The organism is Desulfovibrio fairfieldensis (genome assembly GCF_001553605.1).
GTDB classification, from domain to species: Bacteria; Desulfobacterota; Desulfovibrionia; order Desulfovibrionales; family Desulfovibrionaceae; genus Desulfovibrio; species Desulfovibrio fairfieldensis.
The window spans coordinates 165,001-185,644 of record NZ_CP014229.1 but is presented as its reverse complement, the minus strand read 5'-3'; the positions used below and the strand labels follow the sequence as shown (position 1 = coordinate 185,644).

Annotated in this window: 21 protein-coding genes and 2 rRNA genes (1 of these 23 cut by a window edge); 6 read left to right on the top strand and 17 right to left on the bottom strand. The window is 62.8% G+C overall.

All coding sequences use genetic code 11. The annotated features are described in order from the left end of the window. Window positions 1–109: 109 nt before the first annotated feature. Together murA and AXF13_RS00795 are read left to right on the top strand one after the other, a co-directional pair. Window positions 110–1,360 (top strand): UDP-N-acetylglucosamine 1-carboxyvinyltransferase, encoded by a 1,251-nt coding sequence (murA, locus tag AXF13_RS00800; RefSeq protein WP_062251269.1) that lies wholly within the window; start codon window positions 110–112, stop codon window positions 1,358–1,360. Between the two features lie 73 nt (window positions 1,361–1,433). Next, a complete protein-coding gene (locus AXF13_RS00795; RefSeq protein ID WP_062251268.1) occupies window positions 1,434–2,159 on the top strand; it encodes a BON domain-containing protein in 726 nt (241 codons plus the stop codon). 84 nt (window positions 2,160–2,243) lie between these two features. Here AXF13_RS00795 and AXF13_RS00790 read toward each other — a convergent pair whose 3' ends face one another. The 6 genes from AXF13_RS00790 to AXF13_RS16965 all read right to left on the bottom strand — a co-directional run bounded on the left by AXF13_RS00790 (window position 2,244) and on the right by AXF13_RS16965 (window position 6,356). Further along, window positions 2,244–2,960 (bottom strand): class I SAM-dependent methyltransferase, encoded by a 717-nt coding sequence (locus AXF13_RS00790; RefSeq protein ID WP_062251267.1) that lies wholly within the window; start codon window positions 2,958–2,960, stop codon window positions 2,244–2,246. A gap of 222 nt (window positions 2,961–3,182) precedes the next feature. Further along, complete coding sequence (locus tag AXF13_RS00785) at window positions 3,183–3,470, bottom strand: hypothetical protein (protein WP_062251266.1); 288 nt, start codon at window positions 3,468–3,470, stop codon at window positions 3,183–3,185. A gap of 98 nt (window positions 3,471–3,568) precedes the next feature. Then, a complete protein-coding gene (locus tag AXF13_RS00780; protein ID WP_062251265.1) occupies window positions 3,569–4,096 on the bottom strand; it encodes a hypothetical protein in 528 nt (175 codons plus the stop codon). Window positions 4,097–4,103: 7 nt separating this feature from the next. Further along, the gene (locus tag AXF13_RS00775) at window positions 4,104–4,607 is read right to left on the bottom strand and encodes a cob(I)yrinic acid a,c-diamide adenosyltransferase (RefSeq protein ID WP_062251264.1); all 504 of its coding nucleotides are present in this window, start codon (window positions 4,605–4,607) and stop codon (window positions 4,104–4,106) included. After that, a complete protein-coding gene (gene amrS, locus AXF13_RS00770; protein ID WP_062251263.1) occupies window positions 4,604–5,617 on the bottom strand; it encodes an AmmeMemoRadiSam system radical SAM enzyme in 1,014 nt (337 codons plus the stop codon). Before amrS ends, AXF13_RS00775 begins: the two co-directional genes overlap by 4 nt. Window position 5,618: 1 nt before the next feature. Further along, window positions 5,619–6,356: a hypothetical protein gene (locus tag AXF13_RS16965; protein WP_062251262.1), complete on the bottom strand. Its 738-nt coding sequence runs from the start codon at window positions 6,354–6,356 to the stop codon at window positions 5,619–5,621. 239 nt (window positions 6,357–6,595) lie between these two features. Between AXF13_RS16965 and purM the strand changes: the two genes are divergently transcribed. The 3 genes from purM to AXF13_RS00750 all read left to right on the top strand — a co-directional run bounded on the left by purM (window position 6,596) and on the right by AXF13_RS00750 (window position 9,261). Further along, window positions 6,596–7,648, top strand: a complete 1,053-nt coding sequence (gene purM / locus AXF13_RS00760; protein ID WP_062251261.1) for a phosphoribosylformylglycinamidine cyclo-ligase — start codon at window positions 6,596–6,598, stop codon at window positions 7,646–7,648. 135 nt (window positions 7,649–7,783) lie between these two features. Beyond that, window positions 7,784–8,239: a YccF domain-containing protein gene (locus AXF13_RS00755; protein ID WP_062251260.1), complete on the top strand. Its 456-nt coding sequence runs from the start codon at window positions 7,784–7,786 to the stop codon at window positions 8,237–8,239. A gap of 260 nt (window positions 8,240–8,499) precedes the next feature. Next, window positions 8,500–9,261 (top strand): GntR family transcriptional regulator, encoded by a 762-nt coding sequence (locus AXF13_RS00750; protein ID WP_062251259.1) that lies wholly within the window; start codon window positions 8,500–8,502, stop codon window positions 9,259–9,261. Window positions 9,262–9,416: 155 nt separating this feature from the next. Here the strand turns inward: AXF13_RS00750 and AXF13_RS00745 are convergent, their stop codons facing one another. The 9 genes from AXF13_RS00745 to AXF13_RS00705 form a co-directional block, all read right to left on the bottom strand. Next, window positions 9,417–11,303, bottom strand: a complete 1,887-nt coding sequence (locus tag AXF13_RS00745; protein ID WP_062251258.1) for a TRAP transporter permease — start codon at window positions 11,301–11,303, stop codon at window positions 9,417–9,419. A gap of 74 nt (window positions 11,304–11,377) precedes the next feature. Further along, entirely contained in the window at window positions 11,378–12,379 is a 1,002-nt protein-coding gene (locus AXF13_RS00740) for a TAXI family TRAP transporter solute-binding subunit (RefSeq protein ID WP_062251257.1), read from the bottom strand. A 233-nt stretch (window positions 12,380–12,612) separates the two neighbouring features. Continuing rightward, window positions 12,613–13,767 (bottom strand): mandelate racemase/muconate lactonizing enzyme family protein, encoded by a 1,155-nt coding sequence (locus AXF13_RS00735; RefSeq protein WP_062251256.1) that lies wholly within the window; start codon window positions 13,765–13,767, stop codon window positions 12,613–12,615. 310 nt (window positions 13,768–14,077) lie between these two features. Continuing rightward, window positions 14,078–14,788: a DUF134 domain-containing protein gene (locus AXF13_RS15650; protein WP_008686357.1), complete on the bottom strand. Its 711-nt coding sequence runs from the start codon at window positions 14,786–14,788 to the stop codon at window positions 14,078–14,080. Between the two features lie 130 nt (window positions 14,789–14,918). Next, window positions 14,919–15,290, bottom strand: a complete 372-nt coding sequence (locus AXF13_RS00725; protein WP_062251255.1) for a hypothetical protein — start codon at window positions 15,288–15,290, stop codon at window positions 14,919–14,921. Window positions 15,291–15,300: 10 nt separating this feature from the next. Further along, window positions 15,301–15,681 carry a NifB/NifX family molybdenum-iron cluster-binding protein gene (locus AXF13_RS00720; protein WP_062251254.1) on the bottom strand — a complete coding sequence of 127 codons (381 nt, stop codon included), beginning with the start codon at window positions 15,679–15,681 and terminating at the stop codon, window positions 15,301–15,303. Window positions 15,682–15,685: 4 nt separating this feature from the next. Continuing rightward, complete coding sequence (locus AXF13_RS00715; protein ID WP_062251253.1) at window positions 15,686–16,597, bottom strand: 4Fe-4S binding protein; 912 nt, start codon at window positions 16,595–16,597, stop codon at window positions 15,686–15,688. Beyond that, a complete protein-coding gene (locus AXF13_RS00710; protein ID WP_062251252.1) occupies window positions 16,590–17,477 on the bottom strand; it encodes a nucleotide-binding protein in 888 nt (295 codons plus the stop codon). The genes AXF13_RS00715 and AXF13_RS00710 overlap by 8 nt, the downstream gene beginning before the upstream one ends. Before the next feature lies 1 nt (window position 17,478). Then, a complete protein-coding gene (locus AXF13_RS00705; protein WP_062251251.1) occupies window positions 17,479–17,835 on the bottom strand; it encodes a NifB/NifX family molybdenum-iron cluster-binding protein in 357 nt (118 codons plus the stop codon). A gap of 160 nt (window positions 17,836–17,995) precedes the next feature. On the opposite strand from AXF13_RS00705, the gene AXF13_RS16960 reads away from it, so the two are divergent. Continuing rightward, entirely contained in the window at window positions 17,996–18,256 is a 261-nt protein-coding gene (locus AXF13_RS16960; RefSeq protein ID WP_062251250.1) for a hypothetical protein, read from the top strand. Window positions 18,257–18,518: 262 nt separating this feature from the next. Here AXF13_RS16960 and rrf read toward each other — a convergent pair. Further along, window positions 18,519–18,633, bottom strand: a 5S ribosomal RNA gene (rrf, locus tag AXF13_RS00695). Between the two features lie 45 nt (window positions 18,634–18,678). Then, window positions 18,679–20,644 (bottom strand): 23S ribosomal RNA (locus AXF13_RS00690) (it continues 966 nt past the right edge of the window).

Here is a 20,644-nt window from a genome sequence, read left to right as displayed (position 1 = left end):
TCCAACGGACGACTCTGGATTTTCTTTAGAAAAAAATCTACGCTGACGGCGTTTCCCCCATCACGGACGGCCCCGGCATTGCCCGTCCCAACAGCCCCCTTGGAGAATTATGGACAAGCTGGTCATTGAAGGCGGCGTGCCGCTCACCGGCAGCATCGACGTCAGCGGTTCCAAAAACGCCGCCCTGCCCATTCTGTTCGCTTCCATCCTGCTGAGCGAGCCGGTCACATACACCAATGTGCCGGATCTGCGCGACATCCACACCACGCTCAAGCTGCTGGACATGCTGGGCTGCCCCTGTTCCTATCAGGATCGGCGGGTTGAGGTGACGCCGGGCGATCTGCGGCCCGAAGCCCCTTACGACCTGGTGCGCACCATGCGGGCCTCGGTGCTCTGCCTGGGGCCGCTGCTGGCGCGCATCGGCCAGGCCCGCGTGGCCCTGCCCGGCGGCTGCGCCATCGGCGCGCGCCCCGTGGACCAGCACCTCAAGGGTCTGGAACAGATGGGCGCGCGTTTCGAACTGGAAGAAGGCTATATCATCGGCCGCTGCCGCAAGCTCAAGGGCGCGCACATCACCTTTGACCTGCCCACGGTGGGCGGCACGGAAAATCTGCTCATGGCCGCCGTCCTGGCCGAAGGCGAAAGCATTCTGGAAAACGCGGCCCGCGAACCGGAAGTGGTGGATCTGGCCAACTTTTTGCTGGCCTGCGGCGCGCGCATCGAGGGCCAGGGCACGAGCTGTCTCCGCGTACAGGGCGTAAGCAGCCTGCACGGCGCGGAATACGCCGTCATGGCCGACCGCATCGAGGCGGGCACTTTTCTGGTGGCCGCGGGCATCACCGGCGGCGAACTGCTGCTGCGCCACTGTCCCTTTGCCGAGCTGGAGGCAGTGATCCTCAAACTACAGAGCATGGGCATGGACATCACGGCCACGCCCGACGGCGTGCTGGCCAAGTGCGGCTGCCCCCTGCGCGGCGCGGACATCACCACCCAGCCCTACCCCGGCTTTCCCACGGACATGCAGGCCCAGATCATGGCCCTGATGTGTCTGGCCGACGGGGCCAGCGTGGTGGAGGAAAGCATTTTTGAAAATCGTTTCATGCACGTGCTGGAGCTGATGCGCATGGGCGCGCAGATCAAGGTTTCCGGGCACACGGCCATGGTGCGCGGGGTGAGCCGTCTGACCGGCGCGCCGGTCATGGCCTCGGACCTGCGGGCCAGCGCGTCCCTGGTGCTGGCCGGTCTGGCCGCGCGCGGCGTCACCGAGGTGCGGCGCATCTACCATCTGGATCGCGGCTACGAGCGCATTGAAAACAAACTCAACGCCGTGGGCGCGCGCATCCGCCGCGAAGCCGAGTAAGCTCGATTCCGGACAGGATATTGAACACATTTATCCGGCACATGAAATAAGCCGCGCCCGGAGGAGGAACACTATGCGACGTCTGGCCCTTGTTCTGCTGCTGGCCGCCCTGGCGGCCCTCAACGGCTGCGCCTACAGCGCCTACGGCCTGTATGACGACCAGCGGCTCATGGATACCATCACCGACGACAAAACCCTGGCTACCAGCATCAAGACCGCGCTGATGAACGAAAACTTCAGCGGCGGCTGGTCCATTGCCGTCTATTCCTACTACGGCAACGTCTTCCTGGTGGGCGAAGTGCCCCAGAACATGCAGGGCAAGGCCCTGGCCATCGCCCGCCGCTACAAGCCGCGTTCCGTGACGCCGCACTGGTTCTCTCCGGCCAAGAGCGATACCAGCAACTTCGCCCTGGCCGCCTCGCTGCGCACCGACCTGATCGGGGCCAAAGGACTGTCCTCCACCCGTATCGACACGGAGGTCAATGCCGGGCGCGTGGTTCTGCTGGGCGTAGTCAAGGACGACGAGGAAAAACAGATCGCCATCCGTACCGCGCGCAAGGTCAAGGGCGTGACCTCGGTGACCAGCTATCTGATGCTGCCCCAGCGGCCGGGCAAAGCCCCGGCGGAGGCGGACGCGCAGACCGGCGCGCAGGCGGGCCGGGAAGGCGTGGGCGAACGGGAGCTGCCCCCGGCCCGGACTCCGGCCCAACAGCCCGCCCAGGCCACGCCTCCGGCGCAACCCCAGGCCACGCCTCCGGCGCAACCCCAGGCCGCGCCGTCCCAACCGGTGAACATATAAGCTCTGAACAACACTGATACGTAAAGGGGACGCGGCATGGCCGCGTCCCCTTTACGTATCAGTGTTCCCTTGATTTACTGCCTTCTACCTGCTTTCCAGCAGATATACGGCCCTCTGCGGGCGCGCGCGCAGCAGCGTATGCCGCACGATGCTGAAGCCGTGGCGCGCGGCGATATTCTCCATTTCTTCACGGGAAAGCCGGAAAGTATATTCCGAAGGCCTGCGCCGCAGCGGGGGAAGATGCCTGTCGCGTGTGTGGAACTCATTGTCGGTAACGCGGTTGTAGGAGGCGTCAACCACGTCGCAGACAATTTTTCCCCCGGTGTTCAGGCAGGGCCGGTAGGTACGCAAAAAACTTTCCATGGAAGCTCCGGGAATGTGATACAGCCAGTTGACCGAAAGAATGGCGTCCACGCGCCGGGGCGGACGCGTCGGCGCAAGACCGTCATCCTGCCAGACATCAAGACTCGCTCCGGTCTGGCGTGAAAGACCACGGCAAAGTGCGACGACTTCGGCGGAAATATCGGCTCCCTGCAAGCGGGTGAAGCCCTGTTGCGCCAGCCAGAGCAGATTCGCGCCGCTGCCGCATCCTGGTTCGAAGATGCGCGCGTCGCGGGGCAGGCTGTCGGCCAGCCAGCCGCAGGCGACGCAGACATGCCGCCGCCAGATACGTTTTTTAATGGCATAAATGTGCCATGCCTCCGCATGGCAGCGCTCAACAAAATTTTCCAGCCCGGCAATGCGGACTGTGTGGGAAAACGGCCATCTGTCGCGAATATATCCGGAAAGCGCCGTAAGCATTGGAATCTCCTTTTCAAGCACAAACTGCACCGGGGGACGGCGCGGGCGCGCAACGAGGCTTCCGCCGGGTTCTGACGCGGATCGAGACGGGCCGCGAACCCCGAAAGAAATCGACGCGTGAACCGCGCGGAGCGCGCGCAACGCCGCGCTCATACGGAGGACAGGAAACCGGTCGCCGATGGATGCCGCGAAAGAAGAAAGCTCGCGGCACGGCAATGGGGGCTATTCCGGAGGATGGTCCAGAGAAAAAACAGGATGGGCGGGAGGAACGGGAAAACCGGCTTCGCCGACACGGAAGACGACGGTCCGCCTGAGAAGAACCGGCGCGGACGCGGAGGCCTCATCACCGGGCAGAGGAACGATATAGTGGTGTGAGCTCTCGTCGTGGCTCTGCATGACGTACTGCCGTCCTTCGCTGAACAGCGTGAAGGGCGTGCAAAACGTCAGCAGCAGGACAACAAACACGGCCCGCGCAACCATGCGCAGGCTGCCGTCATTCCATTTTGGCATATTACGAATAAACGTGATACTCCAATCTATGTCAACGATTTTTCAGTATAAATTATTTTACACAGCGTGAAGCAAACATGTCGCCACAGTGCAGATACTCAGCCCTTTCGCCGCAGCAAAGCCCCGCCCAGGCGACGCACGGCGGCGTCCGGTTCGGCATTCAGCGTGGCCCAGGCCGCAGCGGCATGGGCCAGCACCCGCCCGACCAGATCCAGGGCGTCCTCCGCGCCGTCCACCCAGACGCTGACCGCGCCGTGCAGCATGAGGCCCGGCCCTTCCAGCGGGCCCCGGATGCCCAGCACCGGCACCCCGGCTCCGGCGGCCAGACCCACTTCCACTCCGGCATCCTGGCCTGACGCGCCGTAGTAGATCACCAGATCCGCCGTAAGGCAGGCATTGCGGCAAAACGCATAGACCTGGCCGCCGTCCCGGTCCGTATCCATCCAGATGCGGCGCTCCGCCGGGGTCAGGCCCGGCGGGGGCACGGCCTTTTCAGTCCAGTCCAGCATACGGCAGCCCAGGGCGCGCAATTCACGGCCCAGCAGACGAACGCCGTGCTTGTGTTTGAAGGAACCGGCCACGTAGATGGTCAACGGGGCTTCGGAAGAGAATTCAGGCAAAGGCATGCAAACCTCAGAATTCAATGCCGGGCGCGGCTTTGACGCCCGCCCGCCAGGGATGTTTGATCTCGCCCATCTCCGTGACCAGATCCGCCTCCCGCACGAGCCAGTCCGGCGCGTTGCGGCCGGAGAGCACCAGATGGCGGCCCGCAGCGCGGGTTTCGGCCATGAGCGCCTCCACTTCCTGCCGGGTCAGGATGCCCGCGTCCAGGGCGTAGAGGCATTCGTCCAGGATGAGCATATCGGCCTCCGGCACGCGCGCGCGCGCCCAGGCCAGCACGCGCAGAGCGGCGGCCCGATGGGCCGGGCGATCCTTCTCACGACGCAGAAAGCCTTCGCCTCCGGCCAGAAAACGCGGGCCCAGCCATTGCGCCAGCATGCGCTGCTCCCCGGCCTGGCCGTCCCGCTTCATGAACTGGCCGAAGGCCACGGTCATGTTCTGCCCCAACGCGCGCACGGCCTGGCCCACGCAGGCGCTGGTCTTGCCCTTGCCGTTGCCGGTATAGACCAAAATCACCTCCAGACTCCGGGCAGAGCAGCCTTGCAGGAAGGGCATTGCCCCGGCGCGCCCAATTGCCGCGTCTGCCAGCCCCGGCGCTCAATGGCCGGCGCGCCGCAAGCCGGACAAAAGGTAGTGCCGCCCAACGCGCTGGACACATTGCCGATGTACACGAAATGCAGGCCCGCTTCCCGGCCGATGCGCCAGGCGTCCTCCAGCCGGGCCGGCGGCGTGGAGGGATGCCCGGCCATGTGATAGGCCCCGTGAAAGGCCGAGAGATGCCAAGGCGTGTCCGGGCCCAGTTCGCCATGCACAAAGGCGGCCATATCCCGTAGTTCGGCTTCGCTGTCGTTACAACCCGGAATGACCAGGGTGGTCACTTCCAGCCACCAGCCCAGCGCCTTGATGGCCTTCAAATTGTCCAGGACGGGCTGAAGGCGGCCGCCGCAATAGTCGCGGTAAAAATCGTCGCTGAAGGATTTCAGATCCACATTGACGGCATTGACCCGGCGGCGCAGGGGCAGCAGAAAGTCCTCGGCCATAAAGCCGTTGCTGACCAGAATGACCCGCATGCCCATGGCCTGGGCCAGTCCGGCGGTTTCATAGACCTGCTCGAAAAAGACCGTGGGCTCGTTGTAGGTAAAGGCCATGCTGCGCGCGCCGTGCTTTTCCGCCAGCCGCACCAGGGCGTCCGGCGTAACGCGCTTGCCGGGCACCATGCCGTTGGCCGGTATGCGCGCTATCTGGTAATTCTGGCAGAACCGGCAACGGAAGTTGCAGCCCGCGCTGCCCACGGAAAAGGTTTTGCTGCCCGGCAGAAAATGGTAGAGGGGCTTTTTTTCCACCGGGTCCATCTGGGCGCTGGTGACCACATCCCCCACCAGGGAAACCATTTCCCCGCCCAGGTTGACCCGCACGCCGCACAGCCCCTTGCCGCCTTTCTTCAGGCGGCAGGCATGCGCGCACAAGCGGCATCGCACTTCCCCGCCGGTCCCGCCGGACAAGGGCTCCCAGAGCATGGCGCGCATCTCAACGCCCTCCGGCGCCGCGTCCCGGCAGTCCGGCTCCGCCCATGCCTCCGGTGCCACCCGTTCCCCCCAGTCCCGTGGACGGCGCGATATTGTTGCGCGGGGCCGGCAGATAGCCCGGCGCGTGCGGCCAGGGCCGCGTATCGGACGGCGGCCGCCAGCCCGGCGGCATATGCCCCTGGGGCGGTGTCGTGCCCTGCCAGCCCGGTTGCTGCCAGGGCGGAACAGGCGAGGGCCGGGGGGGCGCGGGATGAGGCCACGGCCCCGGATACGGGCCGGGATTGGGGTGCGGACGCGGCGGCGGGCCGGGAGGATACGGCGGATACGGCCCGGGTCCCGGCGGATAGGGCCGGTTCTCGCCGGGGTAGATCTGCGGGGCCACGATGACCGGCGTGTTCTGTTCCGGCTGGGGCTGGCGGGGCGCGATGACCGAGGTGATGATGTCCCCGGTTTCAGGATCCCGCCAGGTTCCGGCAAAACCATTGTACCCCGCGCTGTCGTTGGTGGAATTGTACACGTCGCCGTTGTACACGGTGGAATTGTTGTATTCGTTGTGTACGGACGGATTTTGCGGCGCGGGCGTCTGCGCTGAAGCGGAAGCGGTCGCTCCCGCATTGCGGGGTGCGCTGTCCGTCCTCTCGGCGTTGCCCGCATCGGGCGACCCCATGGCATGGACCGGCACGCCCGGCCAGAGGCAAAGCGCAAGCCAGAGAAGCAGAACTATATGATGATTACGCATAAAACTTTCCCATTTTTGCCAACTGGTACTTGTAACACTTGAAATGCTCGTTTGCGGCGAGCAAAGGCCGCCGACTCGCATTTCGCGGCAAGGAGTTGCGGACAAATCCTTCAGAGCAGTCGGCGCATAAAAGGCGTTAACTCCCCTATACCAGCGGCGGGCGGCCCGGTCCATGAAAAAAGAGACTTGGGCTTCGGAGAAAAATTTGCTATTCAATGGAGATTAAAGGAGGCGACAGCATGTCCAGCGAGCGCGCAAAAGCCTATACCCAGGCCGGCGTCAACATTGAGGCGGGCAATGCCCTGGTCGGACGCATCAAGCATTTGGTGGCGAGCACCCAGATCAGGGGCGTCATTTCCGACATCGGCGGTTTCGGCGGCCTGTTCCGTCCGGACCTCAGCGGCATGAGCGAACCGGTGCTGGTCTCCTCCACCGACGGCGTGGGCACCAAGCTCAAGCTGGCTTTCACCTTCAACAAGCATGACAGCGTGGGCATCGACCTGGTGGCCATGAGCGTCAACGACATTCTGGTTCAGGGCGCGACTCCCTTGTTTTTCCTGGATTATTTCGCCACCGGCAAGCTGGACGTGGACACGGCGGAAACCGTGGTCAGCGGCGTGGCCGAAGGTTGCCGCCAGGCCGGTTGCGCCCTGCTGGGCGGCGAAACCGCTGAAATGCCCGACATGTACGCGCCCGGTGAATACGATCTGGCCGGTTTCTGCGTGGGCCTGGTGGACAACGCCAAACTCATTGACGGTTCGGGCATTCAGGTGGGCGACGTCATTGTGGGCGTGGCTTCCTCCGGCCTGCACTCCAACGGTTTTTCCCTGGCGCGCCAGGTTCTGGCTCGGAGCGGCCTCAAGGCGGACGACGCCTTTCCCGGCGCGGACGGCGCCAGCGTGCGCGACGTGCTGCTGACGCCCACCACCATTTATGTGGAGGCCGTGCGCTCCCTGTTGCGCGACATGAACGTCAAGGGCATGGCCCATATCACCGGCGGCGGTTTTTACGACAATATCCCGCGCGTGCTGCCCTCCCAGGTGGAAGCCCGGATCAATTTCGGCAGTTGGCAGCTGCCGCCCGTCTTCCACTGGCTCAAGAACGCGGGCGAACTCTCCTGGCCGGAGATCCTCCAGATATTCAACGGGGGCATCGGTTATGTCCTGATCTTGCCCGCCGAGCAGGCCGAGGAAGCCATCAACCGCATCCAGGCCTTCAATCTGCGGGCCTGGCGCATCGGCGAGATCGCTCGGCGCGCCCAGGACGGCGAACAGGTTGTGGTCAATTTTTAGAGCAGGTTACCTTTCAAAGCTAACCTGCTCCGGCGTCTGCGGAAGCGGACGACCGCGACGAGCGCCTTTAAAACTTTGAAAATGTCGATTTCCGAAGTGAACCCGCTCTGAAAAACGGGTCAGGAGAACACGGCCATGAGTTGCCTGGGCAATGTGATCTGGTTTTTACTGGGCGGCATCTGGATGGGCCTGACCTGGTGGTTTTTCGGAGTACTCTGCTTTATCTCCATTGTGGGCATCCCCTGGGGACGGGCCTGTTTTGTGATCGGCGAATTCGCCTTCTTTCCTTTCGGGAAGATGCCGGTATCGCGCGACGTGCTCACCGGCCAGCCGGACATCGGCACCGGGCCCTTCGGCACAGTGGGCAATATTATCTGGCTGTTGCTGGCGGGCATCTGGATCGCCATGCAGCACCTCATCTGGGCCCTTTTCTGCGCCGTCACCATTATCGGCATCCCCTTTGCATGGCAGCACGTCAAACTGGCGGCCCTGGCCCTCTGCCCCATCGGCAAGACCATTGTGCCAGTGGCGGTGGCCGAGGCGGCGGAACGGGCGGCTGCCGACGAGCGGGTACGCTCCTCCCGATCCTAGAGCAGATTACCCTTGAAAAGTCACTTTGCTCCGGCTGCAAAGCTGCCTTTTTTCGGACGGCGTTTTACTGAGGGCTGAGCCTGAACCTGTCGCACTTGGGATTTCCGCAAAACGTTCGGCCAGGCCAGGCTGCGTAAGTCTCGCGGGTATTGACCCACGCCGCGCCCGGCGCGGCTTCAGAGCGTTTCAACCTTGAAATGCTCTTGTTTCCGTTCTCCCAGCGGCCGGGTGTGTGACAACGGCCTCGGCAAAGGAACGTCATGATCGAACAGAACCGGCAGCCCTTTCCCGTTTTTTCCGAACCGCCGCAGTTCCGTCGCCCCGGTCCGCCCCTCTACGCCCAGTTGGCGGACGTGCTGCGCCAGCAGATCGAAAACGGCGTGCTGCCTCTGGGCGTAAAGCTGCCCAATCTGCTCCAAATGGCCGAGATTTTCGGCGTGGCACGGGTCACCGCGCGTCAGGCCGTGCAACTTCTGGTCATGGAGGGCCTGCTCACCGCCCGCCAGGGACGCGGCATCCATGTGGCGCGCCAATTGCCCGTCCGGCCCTATGAAAATATGCGTACTTCCTGGAAGGCCATGGTCAAGCGTATCGAAGGGGCCAGCGTGGAGCTGCTCGACGCGGCCGACGTGGACGACTGCCCTCTGCTGGCGGCCTGGGAGCTGCCGTCCGCGCCCGCCTATCATTATATGCGGCGCGTGCATATCAAGGACGGCGTGCGTTTCGCCTACATCGAACTTTATCTGGACAGGATCATTTACGACCAGGCCCCGGAACGCTTCAACGCCACCACGGTGATCCCGGTCATGGACGAGCTCAGGGTCAACGTGTCCAAGGCCCGGCAGGAACTGACCATCGGCGGCGCCTCGCCGGAGGTCGCGCAGCATCTGGGCATTGCCTGCGGCGCGCCCGTGGCCCTGGTGCGGCGCTATGCCTGCGACGACTCGGGCAAAGCCATTTACGCCGCCCTGGTTGTGCATCCCGGCGACAGGGTGCGCTTCGACATTGATCTGGTGCGTTGAACGCGAAGAACGTCCACACACACGAAAGAAGCCCGCGGTATCCGCACCGGCGGGCTTCTTTCGTGTGGAGGACGGATTATAGGGCATACCGGCGCTACAGGAAATTCCGCTTTCCGACGCGAGGGAAAGCAAAAGGGCCGCAGCGCCGATATGCCTCAGGCCGTCCGCAGGGCGACGGAGGGCCGGCCCCTGACCTGCCGAAACCATTGCGCGGCCAGCAGGGCCACAACGCCCAGGGTGACCAGCACGCAGACCGACGGAGCCAGTTGCGCGCCCCAGATGGTCAGCCAGAAGCTGGCCAGCATAACCACGGCGGAGAGGGTGTAATCGCGCGCGGTAAAGGGCCGGGCCATGGCTCCGTACAGCAGGGCGTCCAGGCTGGTCAGTCCGGTCAGGATGCAGACCAGAGAGCACGCTGCCCAGGCGGCATTGCTGAAATCAAAGGAAAACAGCGGATTGTAGATGATCAGGAAGGGCAGGATGAAGCCGCTCAGCGAAAGGCGGAAGCCGTGTACGCTGGTGAGCGCGTAATTGCCGCCCGAAATGCCCGTGGCCGCCAGGGAGGCCAGGCCCACCGGCGGCGTCACCGCCGCGATGATGGAGAAATAAAAGCAGAACATATGGGCCCGCAGCAGGTCCACGCCCATGGGCGTCAATGTGGGAATGATAATGATGGCGCACAGGGCGTAGGCCGCGGCGGGCGGCACGGCACAGCCCAGAATCAGGGCCACGACCATGGTGACCAGCAGGGCGATGAACAACTGCCCTCCGGCAAGAATATGGATGAGGCTCGCCAGCTTGCTGCCCAGGCCCGTGGAAATGAGCGTCTGGGCCACCATGCCGATGAGCGCCAGGGAGATGCCGATCTTGGCGCCGGTCACGGCCCCGCTGACCAGCGAGCGTACCAGCTCCCGGCGGCCGGGGCGGGTGTCCTTGATGGCGAAGCCCGTGATCAAGGTGACCACACTGGCCCAGAAGGCCGTATTGGACGGGCTGTAGCGCATGAGCAGCATGGCGAAGATCAGGCCGATGGGCAGCACGAAGACCGGCAGCCGCCGCCGGATCAGGGCCCAGTCCACGTCCATATGCACGATTTGCAGATCCTTGCGCACCGACAGGAACTGCACGCCCACGGCCACGGCGAAATAAAAAAGCATTGCGGGCAGAATGGCGGCCAGCATGACCACGGCGTAGGGCCGGCCGATGAAGGTCGCCATCATGAAGGCCGCGGCTCCCATGACCGGAGGCATGAGCTGGCTGCCCGTGGCCGAGCAGGCCAGGATGCCGCCGGCCTCGTCCACGGAATAGCCGGATTTGTTCATATACGGCAGCACAAAGGGGCCGGTGATCGCCACATTGGCCACGGGCGCGCCGGAAACCATGCCGATGAGCGAGTTGGAAAACACCCCGGTGAGTCCCGCCCCGCCGCGCAGCCTGCGCCCGAGAATCTTGCCCAGCTCCATGAGCAGGCCTTCCACCTTGAAGATGCCCAGCAGCGCGCCGAACACCACGAACATGAAGACCTGGTCCGCGCTGATGGACATGAACAGCCCGTACAGGCCCGAAAGGCCCACGCTGAGCATGGAAACCACATAGTCAAAGCCGAAGGCCGGATGGTAGAGCGGCCCGCTGAGCAAATGGCCGAAGAAAAAATAGGCCACAAAAACCACGGCCACCAGCAGCAGGGGCAGCCCCCAGCACAGCCACGTGCCCAGGGCCGTGGCCAGTATCAGACAGAGCCCGGCCAGCAGCGCCGCCCGGGTGGGGAAGCCCTGGGACATTTCCAGCTCTTCGATATTGCCGTACACATAGACGCAGCAGGCCAGGGCCGCCGCCAGGCAAAGATACAGGCCCACGGCCGCGAGACGGCTTTTGGCCTTGATGGCGTAGCTCATGAAGACCATCAGGAAGAGAAAGGCGAAGTGGATGGTCTGGTGTTCCCACTGGCTGAAGTAGAGGTATTGCGAGGCCACGGCATGGTAGACCACCATGGCGAGCCCTCCGACGGTCAGAACGGCCTTGGGCAGGGAGACGTTTTTCATGGAGGCACCTCCGGGCGGACGGATCGGACGAATCCGGGGCCGTGACGGCGGCCCCGGGCAATACGGCGGGAGAATTACAGGATTCCGGCTTCCTGATAGGCGCGCAACGCGCCGGGGTGGATATTCTCCGGGCTGAAGCCCTTGACCAGTCCGGCGCGGCTCATGAGCCCGCCCAAGGCATGGTATTTGCCGAAAGCCTCAATGTTTTCGATCATGGCTTTCGCCAGGATGTAGGCGTATTCCTCGGGAAAATCGGGATGGGCGAAAAGGCCGTGCAGATCCGCGCCGATCCAGAGGGGAGCTTCCAGGCCGTCCACGGCCTTGGCCGGAACCTGGATGGGGAAGAGCCGGATGTCCTTGGCGGCGGTTTTTTCCACCGCGTCTTTAGTCCAGTCCAGATGCGTGAGTTCCCGGCCGGAGGCCAGCACTTCCACAGTCTGGGGCGCGGGCGAGAACTTGCCGGACACCGGGTCCATGTAGCCGCCGATGGTGGCCGCGTCCACCTGGCCGTTGACCAGGGCCGTGGCCGCTTCGGAGGTGCCCACGAACTGGATCTTCAGGCTCTTGTAAAAATCATCGTCATAGCCGTTGCGCAGCAGGGCGTCGGGTTCATACCCCCAAATGACCTGGGGAATGCGGCCCATGGCGATGCGCTTGCCCCGGAGGTCGGCCACGCTCTTGATGTCCTTGTCGCCGGTCACCAGCCAAGTGGCCGTATAGGTATAGATGCCGATGAGTTTGAGGGGCGTGCGCTTGGCCGGGAAGGGCTTTTTGCCCTGCTCCGCCAGCCAGTTGATGCCTTGCGAGGCCGTCACCACGGTATTCTGGCGCGCGGCGGCGTCGGCATTGAGCTTGTTGACGTTGTAGGCCTGGCCCGGCGTTTCCGCGTGAGCGATGCTCAGGGGATAATTGCCCTGGTTGACGATGCTCTCCAGAGCCGTGCCCAGCACATAACTGCCGGTGCCGAAGGGCGTGCTGAGCAGATGGATGACCGTTTTTTCGGCCGCGCGGGCCGGAAGAGCGGCGCACAGCGCGCCGACCACAAGACACGTCAGGATAAGCGTCAGGCGTTTCATGGAATCTCCTTTCCAAACATGGAACAAATTAGAGAAGTTAACACTTGAGATGCTCTAGAGGGCGCCGTCATGAGATGGATTTTCGGTTATATCAAGGAGAACGAGCCTGTTATGAAAGGAGTGTACTCTTCTGGTACTCGGCTGAAATAAAAGGCGAAGTTCGACGCAGAGATAACAGAAAAGACACTCATGACGACACCCCCCAGGCCTGTTGACACTTGGTGGGGAAGGCGTCAGCGGCAGCGCGCATGGAAGGTCAGCAGCTTTTCCACCGCTTCCATGTCCGGCGCGACGCCCAGACCGGGTGCGTCACTCAGCAGGAAACGCCCATCCCTGAGGCGCGGAAAGGGAGCGGCCAACAGCTCGCGCAGGGGATTGGGGTTGCAGTCCACTTCCAGCAGGCCGTCGCCGCCCACGGCGGCCAGCAGATGGGCGGAAGCCAGCAGGCCGATGCCGCCGCCGAGATAGTGCGGACAATAGTGCAGCCCGGCGGCCAGGGCCGCGCGCGCCACGCGCAGGCAGCCCGTGAGGCCGCCCCATTTGCAGACGTCCGGCTGGACGACGCGGACGGAGGCGGCGGCAATGGCCGCGTCAAAAGCAACCTCGCTGCGGATGTTTTCTCCCGCCGCCAGCGTGAATCGGCCGGCGGCGGCCAGAGCGGCCCACTCCGCCGCCGGGCGGTCGCAGGCCAGGGGCTCCTCCACCCAGAGCAAAGGATATCGGCGCAGGCGCGGCAGGGCCTCCAGGGCCTGTTCCAGGGTCCAGGCCTGATTGGCGTCCGCGGCCAGGCGCTCGCCGGGCAGCAGGCTGCCCAGGGCCGCGCGGATGTTGGCCTCGTCCTGCTCGCGGCCGAAACCGATCTTGACCTTGAAGGCCCGATAGCCCTCCTGTCTCGTGCGGGCCACGGTTTCGGCCACGCCGGGATGATTGATGCCGCTGGCATAGGCGGGCATGGCCGTCATGGCCGCGTCGCCGAGCAACGCGTGCAGCGGAACCCCGGCGCGGCGGGCGGCCAGATCCCAAAGGGCGATATCCAGACAGGCCAGAGCCTGGTCCATGGGGCCGGGTTCGTCGGCCTGGAGCCGCAAAATACGCAGCTTGCGGGCCACCTCGCGCACAAGACCGCCGGGCTCGCGCCAGGATGCGCCCAAGGCCGAGGGCAGGACTGTTTCAGCCAGCAACCGGCCCCGGTGCTCGGCGCCGCAGGAGGGGAAATTGCACCAGGCTTCGCCCCAGCCGCACAGGCCGTCCTCATCCTCCACACGCAGCAGCACGGCGGGCCTGTCGTGCATGACGCCGAAGGAGGTGCGCACCGGCGCGTCAATGGGCGCGCGGAAAACAAAAACCTCAGCGTGTCGCAGGGGTGCGGTGGCCGGAATCTCCCGCATGGGGCCTCCTTGGCTTGATGTAAAATTGATATCTAGGTACTAACCATAGTATCAATTTGCTGTCAACAATCTTTATATATAATTATAAATAATTAGTAAACTATTGTTTGATCAATATGGCCGCCCCGCTTCCGCCGCGCGGATCTGTACGCGGTCTGGGCCGGAACGCGCTCTCGCGACGCTGCCGCCATCCGGAGCCGCCAGGAGCGGGTGATTACGGAATGGACGGCCCGGCCTGCTCGCGCAGGCCGGGCCGTAAAAGGAAGGGTGGGCAACAACCGGAATTAGAGCATTTCAACGTGGAAATGTTCTAATGGTGATTGCAGCCGCCCTTGCACAACTGCTCCGTGCCGAAGGGTTGCAATTTGCCTGCGGCAAAGGCCTTCAGGGCATCGCCCACCGTGGCCTGCCCGGCATTGTGATAGACCGTGACGCCCGCGGCCTGCATGGCGCTGAGCGGGCGCATGCCCATGCCCCCGGCCAGCAGCGCGGTGACCCCCTGCTGCGCCAGTTCCTGCACGGGCTGGAGGCAATTGCCGTGCTCATGCCCGCTGTTGGGCAGCACGCGCACATCGCTGACGGCCCCGTTTTCCACGCGGGCCAGGGTATAGACGTCGCAGTGGCCGAAGTGGGCGCTGGGCGCGGCTTCCAGCCCGCCGGGCGCGTCTGAGGGAACGGCCACCAGAATGGATTGACTCATATCTAGAGCTCCTTGCGTTTCAGATGTATCCACCAGGGCGCAGACGCCGCCTTCAATGCGCAGGGCATGTCCCTCAATGAGGGCTTCGGCCACGCAACGGCGCGCCTTGCGCAGCAGCCTGCCGAAGGTATGCCTCGAAACGCCCATACGGGCGGCGGCCTCGTCCATGTTCAGATCCTGATAATCGGCCAGGCGCAGGGCTTCCAGTCCGTCCACGGAAAGCCGGCATTCCGCCAGCTCGCTCATGGGCACGCCCCGTGGCTTGAAATAGGTCATCTTGGGCAAGGCGGCCACACGGCGGCAGTGACAGGGTCTGGGCATGGGCTCCTCGTGCTGGTGGATGAAAATTAACATGTACTAAAAAGCTGGTAAGAACGGCAGGGAGCTTGTCAAGACGCGACGGGCCGGGAGAAAGCCCCCGGCCCGCGATTCAGAGATACTGAAAGGCCGCTCAGACTTCCGCCAGAAGGCGGAGCAGACGGCGGGCATCCTCCGCGCCGGGCGTCAGGGGCAGGCAGTCCAAGATGCCCAGGCCCTCCATGGCCTCGTGAAAAGCCTCGGGGTCCAGAGTGCTGGCAACGGCGGTATGCGTCCGGGCGTCGATCATCAGCAATTCCATCACGCTGCGCCGCACGTCCTCGCCCGGAGCCGGGTCCAGCAGGATCAGTCGCGGCGGATCGGCCCGCAGACGCGCTTTGCAGGCCTCCAGATCCGCCACTTCGCTCAGGCCGCAGCCTCCGGCCCGCAATTCCTCCGTGCAGGCCCGCCAGGCTTCGGGACGGCGGCTCACCAGCACAACATTTATATTCTCCGCGTTGGGCATGACGGACCGCCTAATGCCGGCCGCCGCCGCAGGTGTGTTCCATGGTGAAGGGCGTCAGCTTTCCTTCGCTGAAAGCCTGCACGGCCGCGCCCACGGTGGGATAATTGCCCGCGAAGTAAACCTGGATGCCCATCTGATTGAAGCCCATGAGCGGGCGCATGCCCATGCCCCCGGCCAGCAGCGCGTTGACTCCGTGCTCGGCCAGATACTGGACGGGCGCCAGGCAGCCGCCCTGCTGGTGCGCCAGGGATGGAAGGGTGGAATGCCCGGTCACCGCGCCGTCTTCCAGCTCCACGATGGTGTACAGGTCGCAATGACCGAAATGCATGCCCATGCCGGCATCCAGGCCGCCGGGCTGAACCGAGGGAACGGCCAGAATGGTCTTGCTCATGTCGCTATCCTCTGTGTACAGGGTTAAGGTTTTCACGCCGTACCGGCATTGCGTCGGCCAGAGCGCGCACGCGCTTCCAGATGGACGCCAGCACGGCGGCAAGGGGAGTATCTTCCTCAGTAAGCGCCTGCCGCCGGATCATGGCGCGGGTCGCCTGGGGATCAAAGGGGATTTCTCCGGCCAGGCTATGCCCCTGCTCGACGGCAAAGCGCCGGATGGCCTCGGCTTCGGCCGGATTGAGGTCGGCCTTGTTGATGACCACGGCCACGGGTATGCGGAAGTGTCGGCAGAGTGTCGCCACCCGCTCGAAATCATGCCGCCCGGAGGGCGTGGGCTCCACCACGGCCACGGCCAGGGACGCGCCCGCCAGCGAGCTGATCACCGGACAGCCCACGCCCGGCGAGCCGTCACAGAGAATCAGCTCCCGACCCTGCGCGGCGGCCAGCTCGCGGGCCTGCTGCTTGAGCAGACTGACCAGGCGGCCGGAATTCTCCTGTCCGGGCTCCAGCTGGGCGTGCACAAAGGGGCCGAAGCGCGTTTCGCTGATCCGCCAGAGGCCGCAGCGTCGCTCGGGAAAGTCAATGGCCCGAGCCGGACAGAGTGCGCGACACACGCCGCAGCCCTCGCAATCCAGGGGGTCGATGACAAAACGTCCGTCTTCATTGCGAACCGCTCCGAAGCGGCAAAGGTCCGCGCAACGGCCGCATTGGACGCAGAGATCCTGCACGATTTCCGCCGTATGGCCGGAAATGAAAACTTCCTCCCGCTCCACGCGCGGGTCCAGCACAATGTGCAGATCAGGCACGTCCACATCCAGATCGCAGATGACCGCATTTTCGGCCAGATGCGCAAAGGCCGCGCAGACCGTGGTTTTACCCGTGCCGCCCTTGCCGCTGATGACCACAATCTCACGCATGGCGCACCTCCCCGGCCTGATGGCGCAGCGCCGTCCGCAAGAGGCGGAAGCGCTCCCGCCAAGCCTCGGAGTCCAGCACCGGCAAACGTCCGCGCGCATAGCTCTCGGCGGCGGCGCGCTCAAAAGGCAGCTCGGCCAGAAGAGGCAACTCCTGCTCCGCGCAGTAGGCGCGCAGCAGCGCGTCCCCGGCCAGGTTGTCCGGTATGCCCGCACGATTCATAATCACGGCCAGCGGCTTGCCCAGACGGCTGAACGCGGTGTGCGCCAGCCGGAAATCATGAAAGCCGAAGGGCGTGGGTTCGGCCACCAGCACGATCATATCCGCCTGGCGTGCCACGGTCATGGCCGGGCAACTCACGCCCGGAGGCGCGTCCAGCAGCACATCGGCCCCGTCCTGCGCCAGCATGGCAGCCAAGGCATTCTCCAGCCCGCGCAACAGCGGCGGGGTCATGGCCTCGCCGATCCGGCTGCGGCCCATGAGAAAGCGTGCCTTGCCGTCCAACGCCGTGCCAAACTGCACTACACCCAGCTCACGCCGCCCGACGCTCAGCGCCTGGGCTTCGCACACGGCGAAACAACCGCCGCAGCCGTGGCACATGTCCGGAAAAATCATGATTTTCGCGCCCAGACGCGCAATGGCCTTGTAGGCGCAGATTTCCCGGCACGCGCCGCAGTTGGTGCAGCGCTCCTTGTCCAGCACGGGCACTTCCAGATAGACGCTTTCCGGGGCCGACAGTTCGGGATGCAGAAAAAGATGCAGATTGGGCGCTTCCACATCCGCGTCCACGACCAGGCAGGGGCCGTCCCAAACCGATGCCAGGGAGGCCGTGACCGTGGTCTTTCCGGCCCCGCCTTTGCCGCTTGCCATGGCTATACGCATTTCAGGCCTGCTTGTTGGGGGCATCGGCGGCTGTAACGCCGCCTTCCAGATAACAGCGCACGGCTTCACGCACGCTGCGGCCGTCCAGGTCCTGATAGACGGCGATATCCGCCGCCTGCAGGGCCGCAAAAGCCTTGGGCCCCACATAGCCGCTCAGCACGGCCCGTATCCCGGCCCCGGCCAAGCGCTCGGCGGTTTCAATACCCGCGCCCTGAGCCAGAATCTGCGAGGCTCCATTGTCCAGATATTCAGCGGCCATACTGTCCGTATCCACCAATACAAAACCGGCGGCTCGGCCGAAACGGGGGTCCACCATGGAATCCAGGCCCGGCCCTTCGCTGGAAACGGCAATTTTCATACTGAGACTCCTTTTCGCGGTATGGCATGAGCGCCACAGAATATTGCTCAAATGAGCATAATCCAACAACCTGGAATGTCAAGCAGCGGGCAAAAGAAAATTGCCTGCTGTCCTGGCCGCTCGCATCCAAGAGGCACAACTCTCTTGAAACCGTGAGCTATTGAAGAAGAAGAAGAAGAAGAAGAAGAAGAAGAAGAAGAAGAAGAAGAAGAAGAAGAAGAAGCCTCCAAAACCGGGCCGTTTGATCGATGTCGGAACCAGGCGGAACGTCCCGGGGACAGTTTTAGAGCAATTTCACTTTGAAATTGCTCTACCGCCGCACAAGGTGCGGCGCGCCGCGAAGACCGACCCGACGGGCGGCCCGCAGGGCCGTGCCTGTAGCCCAAAGGGCGTACAGGCATCGAGAGCAACGCGGCGTTGATTCTGGTGAAACCAGGTTTTTCGCCAGAATATCAACTTTGAAATTTTACAAATTTCAAAGTTAATCTGCTCTAGAAGCAGACCCGCGGGTTTTCCAGCCTGTCCGGTTCAAGGCAAGGTGAAGAAGGAAGGAAGGAAGGAAGGAAGCGGTGGGATGGTTCGGGAATTCGCGGAGTTGGGGGGGTCTTGCAGGCGCGGCAGCATAGAGCGGACAAGAGAAGCCCCCCTTGCGCTGAGAGCGGCGAGGGGGGCTTCCGAGCAATTTTTGGCAGCGGCCTACTTTCCCACATGACGTTATGCAGTATCATCGGCGAGGAAGAGCTTAACTACCGAGTTCGGAATGGGATCGGGTGTACCCTCTTCTCTATGGCTGCCAAAAAATTTGGCAAAATATAATTGACAGGGAAGGAAGGAGTTTTTCAAGAGAACAAGCCTCACGGGCTATTAGTACTGGTCAGCTCCACGCCTCGCGGCGCTTCCACCCCCAGCCTATCAACGAGGTAGTCTACCTCGGCCCTTCAGGACTTGCGTCAGGGAGAACTTATCTTAAGGCAGGCTTCCCGCTTAGATGCTTTCAGCGGTTATCCCTTCCGCACATAGCTACCCTGCTATGCCGTTGGCACGACAACAGGTCCACCAGGGGTGCGTCCATCCCGGTCCTCTCGTACTAGGGACAGGCCCTTTCAATTCTCCAGCGCCCACAGAAGATAGGGACCAAACTGTCTCACGACGTTTTAAACCCAGCTCGCGTACCACTTTAAACGGCGAACAGCCGTACCCTTGGGACCTGCTTCAGCCCCAGGATGTGATGAGCCGACATCGAGGTGCCAAACCGCATCGTCGATGTGAACTCTTGGATGCGATCAGCCTGTTATCCCCGGCGTACCTTTTATCCAATGAGCGATGGCCCTTCCATTCGGGACCACCGGATCACTAACACCTACTTTCGTACCTGCTCGAGATGTCTCTCTCGCAGTCAAGCTCCCTTATGCGTTTGCACTCGACGGCTGGTTTCCAATCAGCCTGAGGGAACCTTTGCATGCCTCCGTTACATTTTAGGAGGCGACCGCCCCAGTCAAACTACCCACCAGACACTGTTCCCTCGCCGGCTTACGGCTGAGGGTTAGGGACCTGAAAAAACAAGGGTGGTATTTCAACAATGGCTCCCTCCATACTAGCGTACAGAGTTCACAGCCTCCCACCTATCCTACACATGCAGGTTCAAATCCCAATGTCAAGCTATAGTAAAGGTGCACAGGGTCTTTCCGTCTTTCTGCGGGTACACGGCATTTTCACCGCGACTTCAATTTCACCGAGTCTCTGGCCGAGACAGTGTGGAGATCGTTACGCCATTCGTGCAGGTCGGAACTTACCCGACAAGGAATTTCGCTACCTTAGGACCGTTATAGTTACGGCCGCCGTTTACCGGGGCTTCAATTCGGAGCTTCGCTTGCGCTGACCCCTCCTTTTAACCTTCCGGCACCGGGCAGGCGTCAGTCCGTATACGTCGTCTTTACGACTTCGCACAGACCTATGTTTTTAGTAAACAGTCGCCACCACCATTTCTCTGCGGCTCCCTCAGGCTCAACAAGTGAATCGCTTCACCTAAAGGAGCACCCCTTCTTCCGAAGGTACGGGGTTATTTTGCCGAGTTCCTTGGCCAGAGTTCTCTCGAGCGCCTTGGATTATTCATCCCACCCACCTGAGTTGGTTTCCGGTACGGTTTGCGTGTTCTAAACTTAGAAGCTTTTCTTGGCAGCATAGACTCAGCGACTTCAGGGCTTACGCCCACGGACTCGCGTCTCAGCATACAGGGAAACGGATTTGCCTGCTTCCCATGCCTACTCGCTTGCACCGGGTAATCCAACACCCGGATCGCCTATCTTCCTGCGTCCCTCCTTCGCGCGAACACACAAGTACGTGAATATTAACACGTTTCCCATCAGCTACGCCTTTCAGCCTTGCCTTAGGGGCCGACTAACCCTGGGAAGATTACCTTTACCCAGGAAACCTTGGGTTTACGGCGAACGGGTTTTTCACCCGTTTTATCGTTACTCATGTCAGCATAATCACTTCTCCACAGTCCAGCATGCTTTACAACACACCTTCAGCCCATGAAGAACGCTCCCCTACCAGACCGCATACGCGGAATTCAAAGCTTCGGCAGCATGCTTAGCCCCGTTACATTTTCGGCGCAACGTCATTAGACCAGTGAGCTATTACGCTTTCTTTAAACGATGGCTGCTTCTAAGCCAACGTCCTGGGTGTCTCTACAACGTCACCACCTTAACCACTGAGCATGCATTTGGAGGCCTTAGCTGTTGATCTGGGCTCTTACCCTCTCGACAATGGACCTTAGCACCCACTGTCTGACTCCCGTGGTACATCT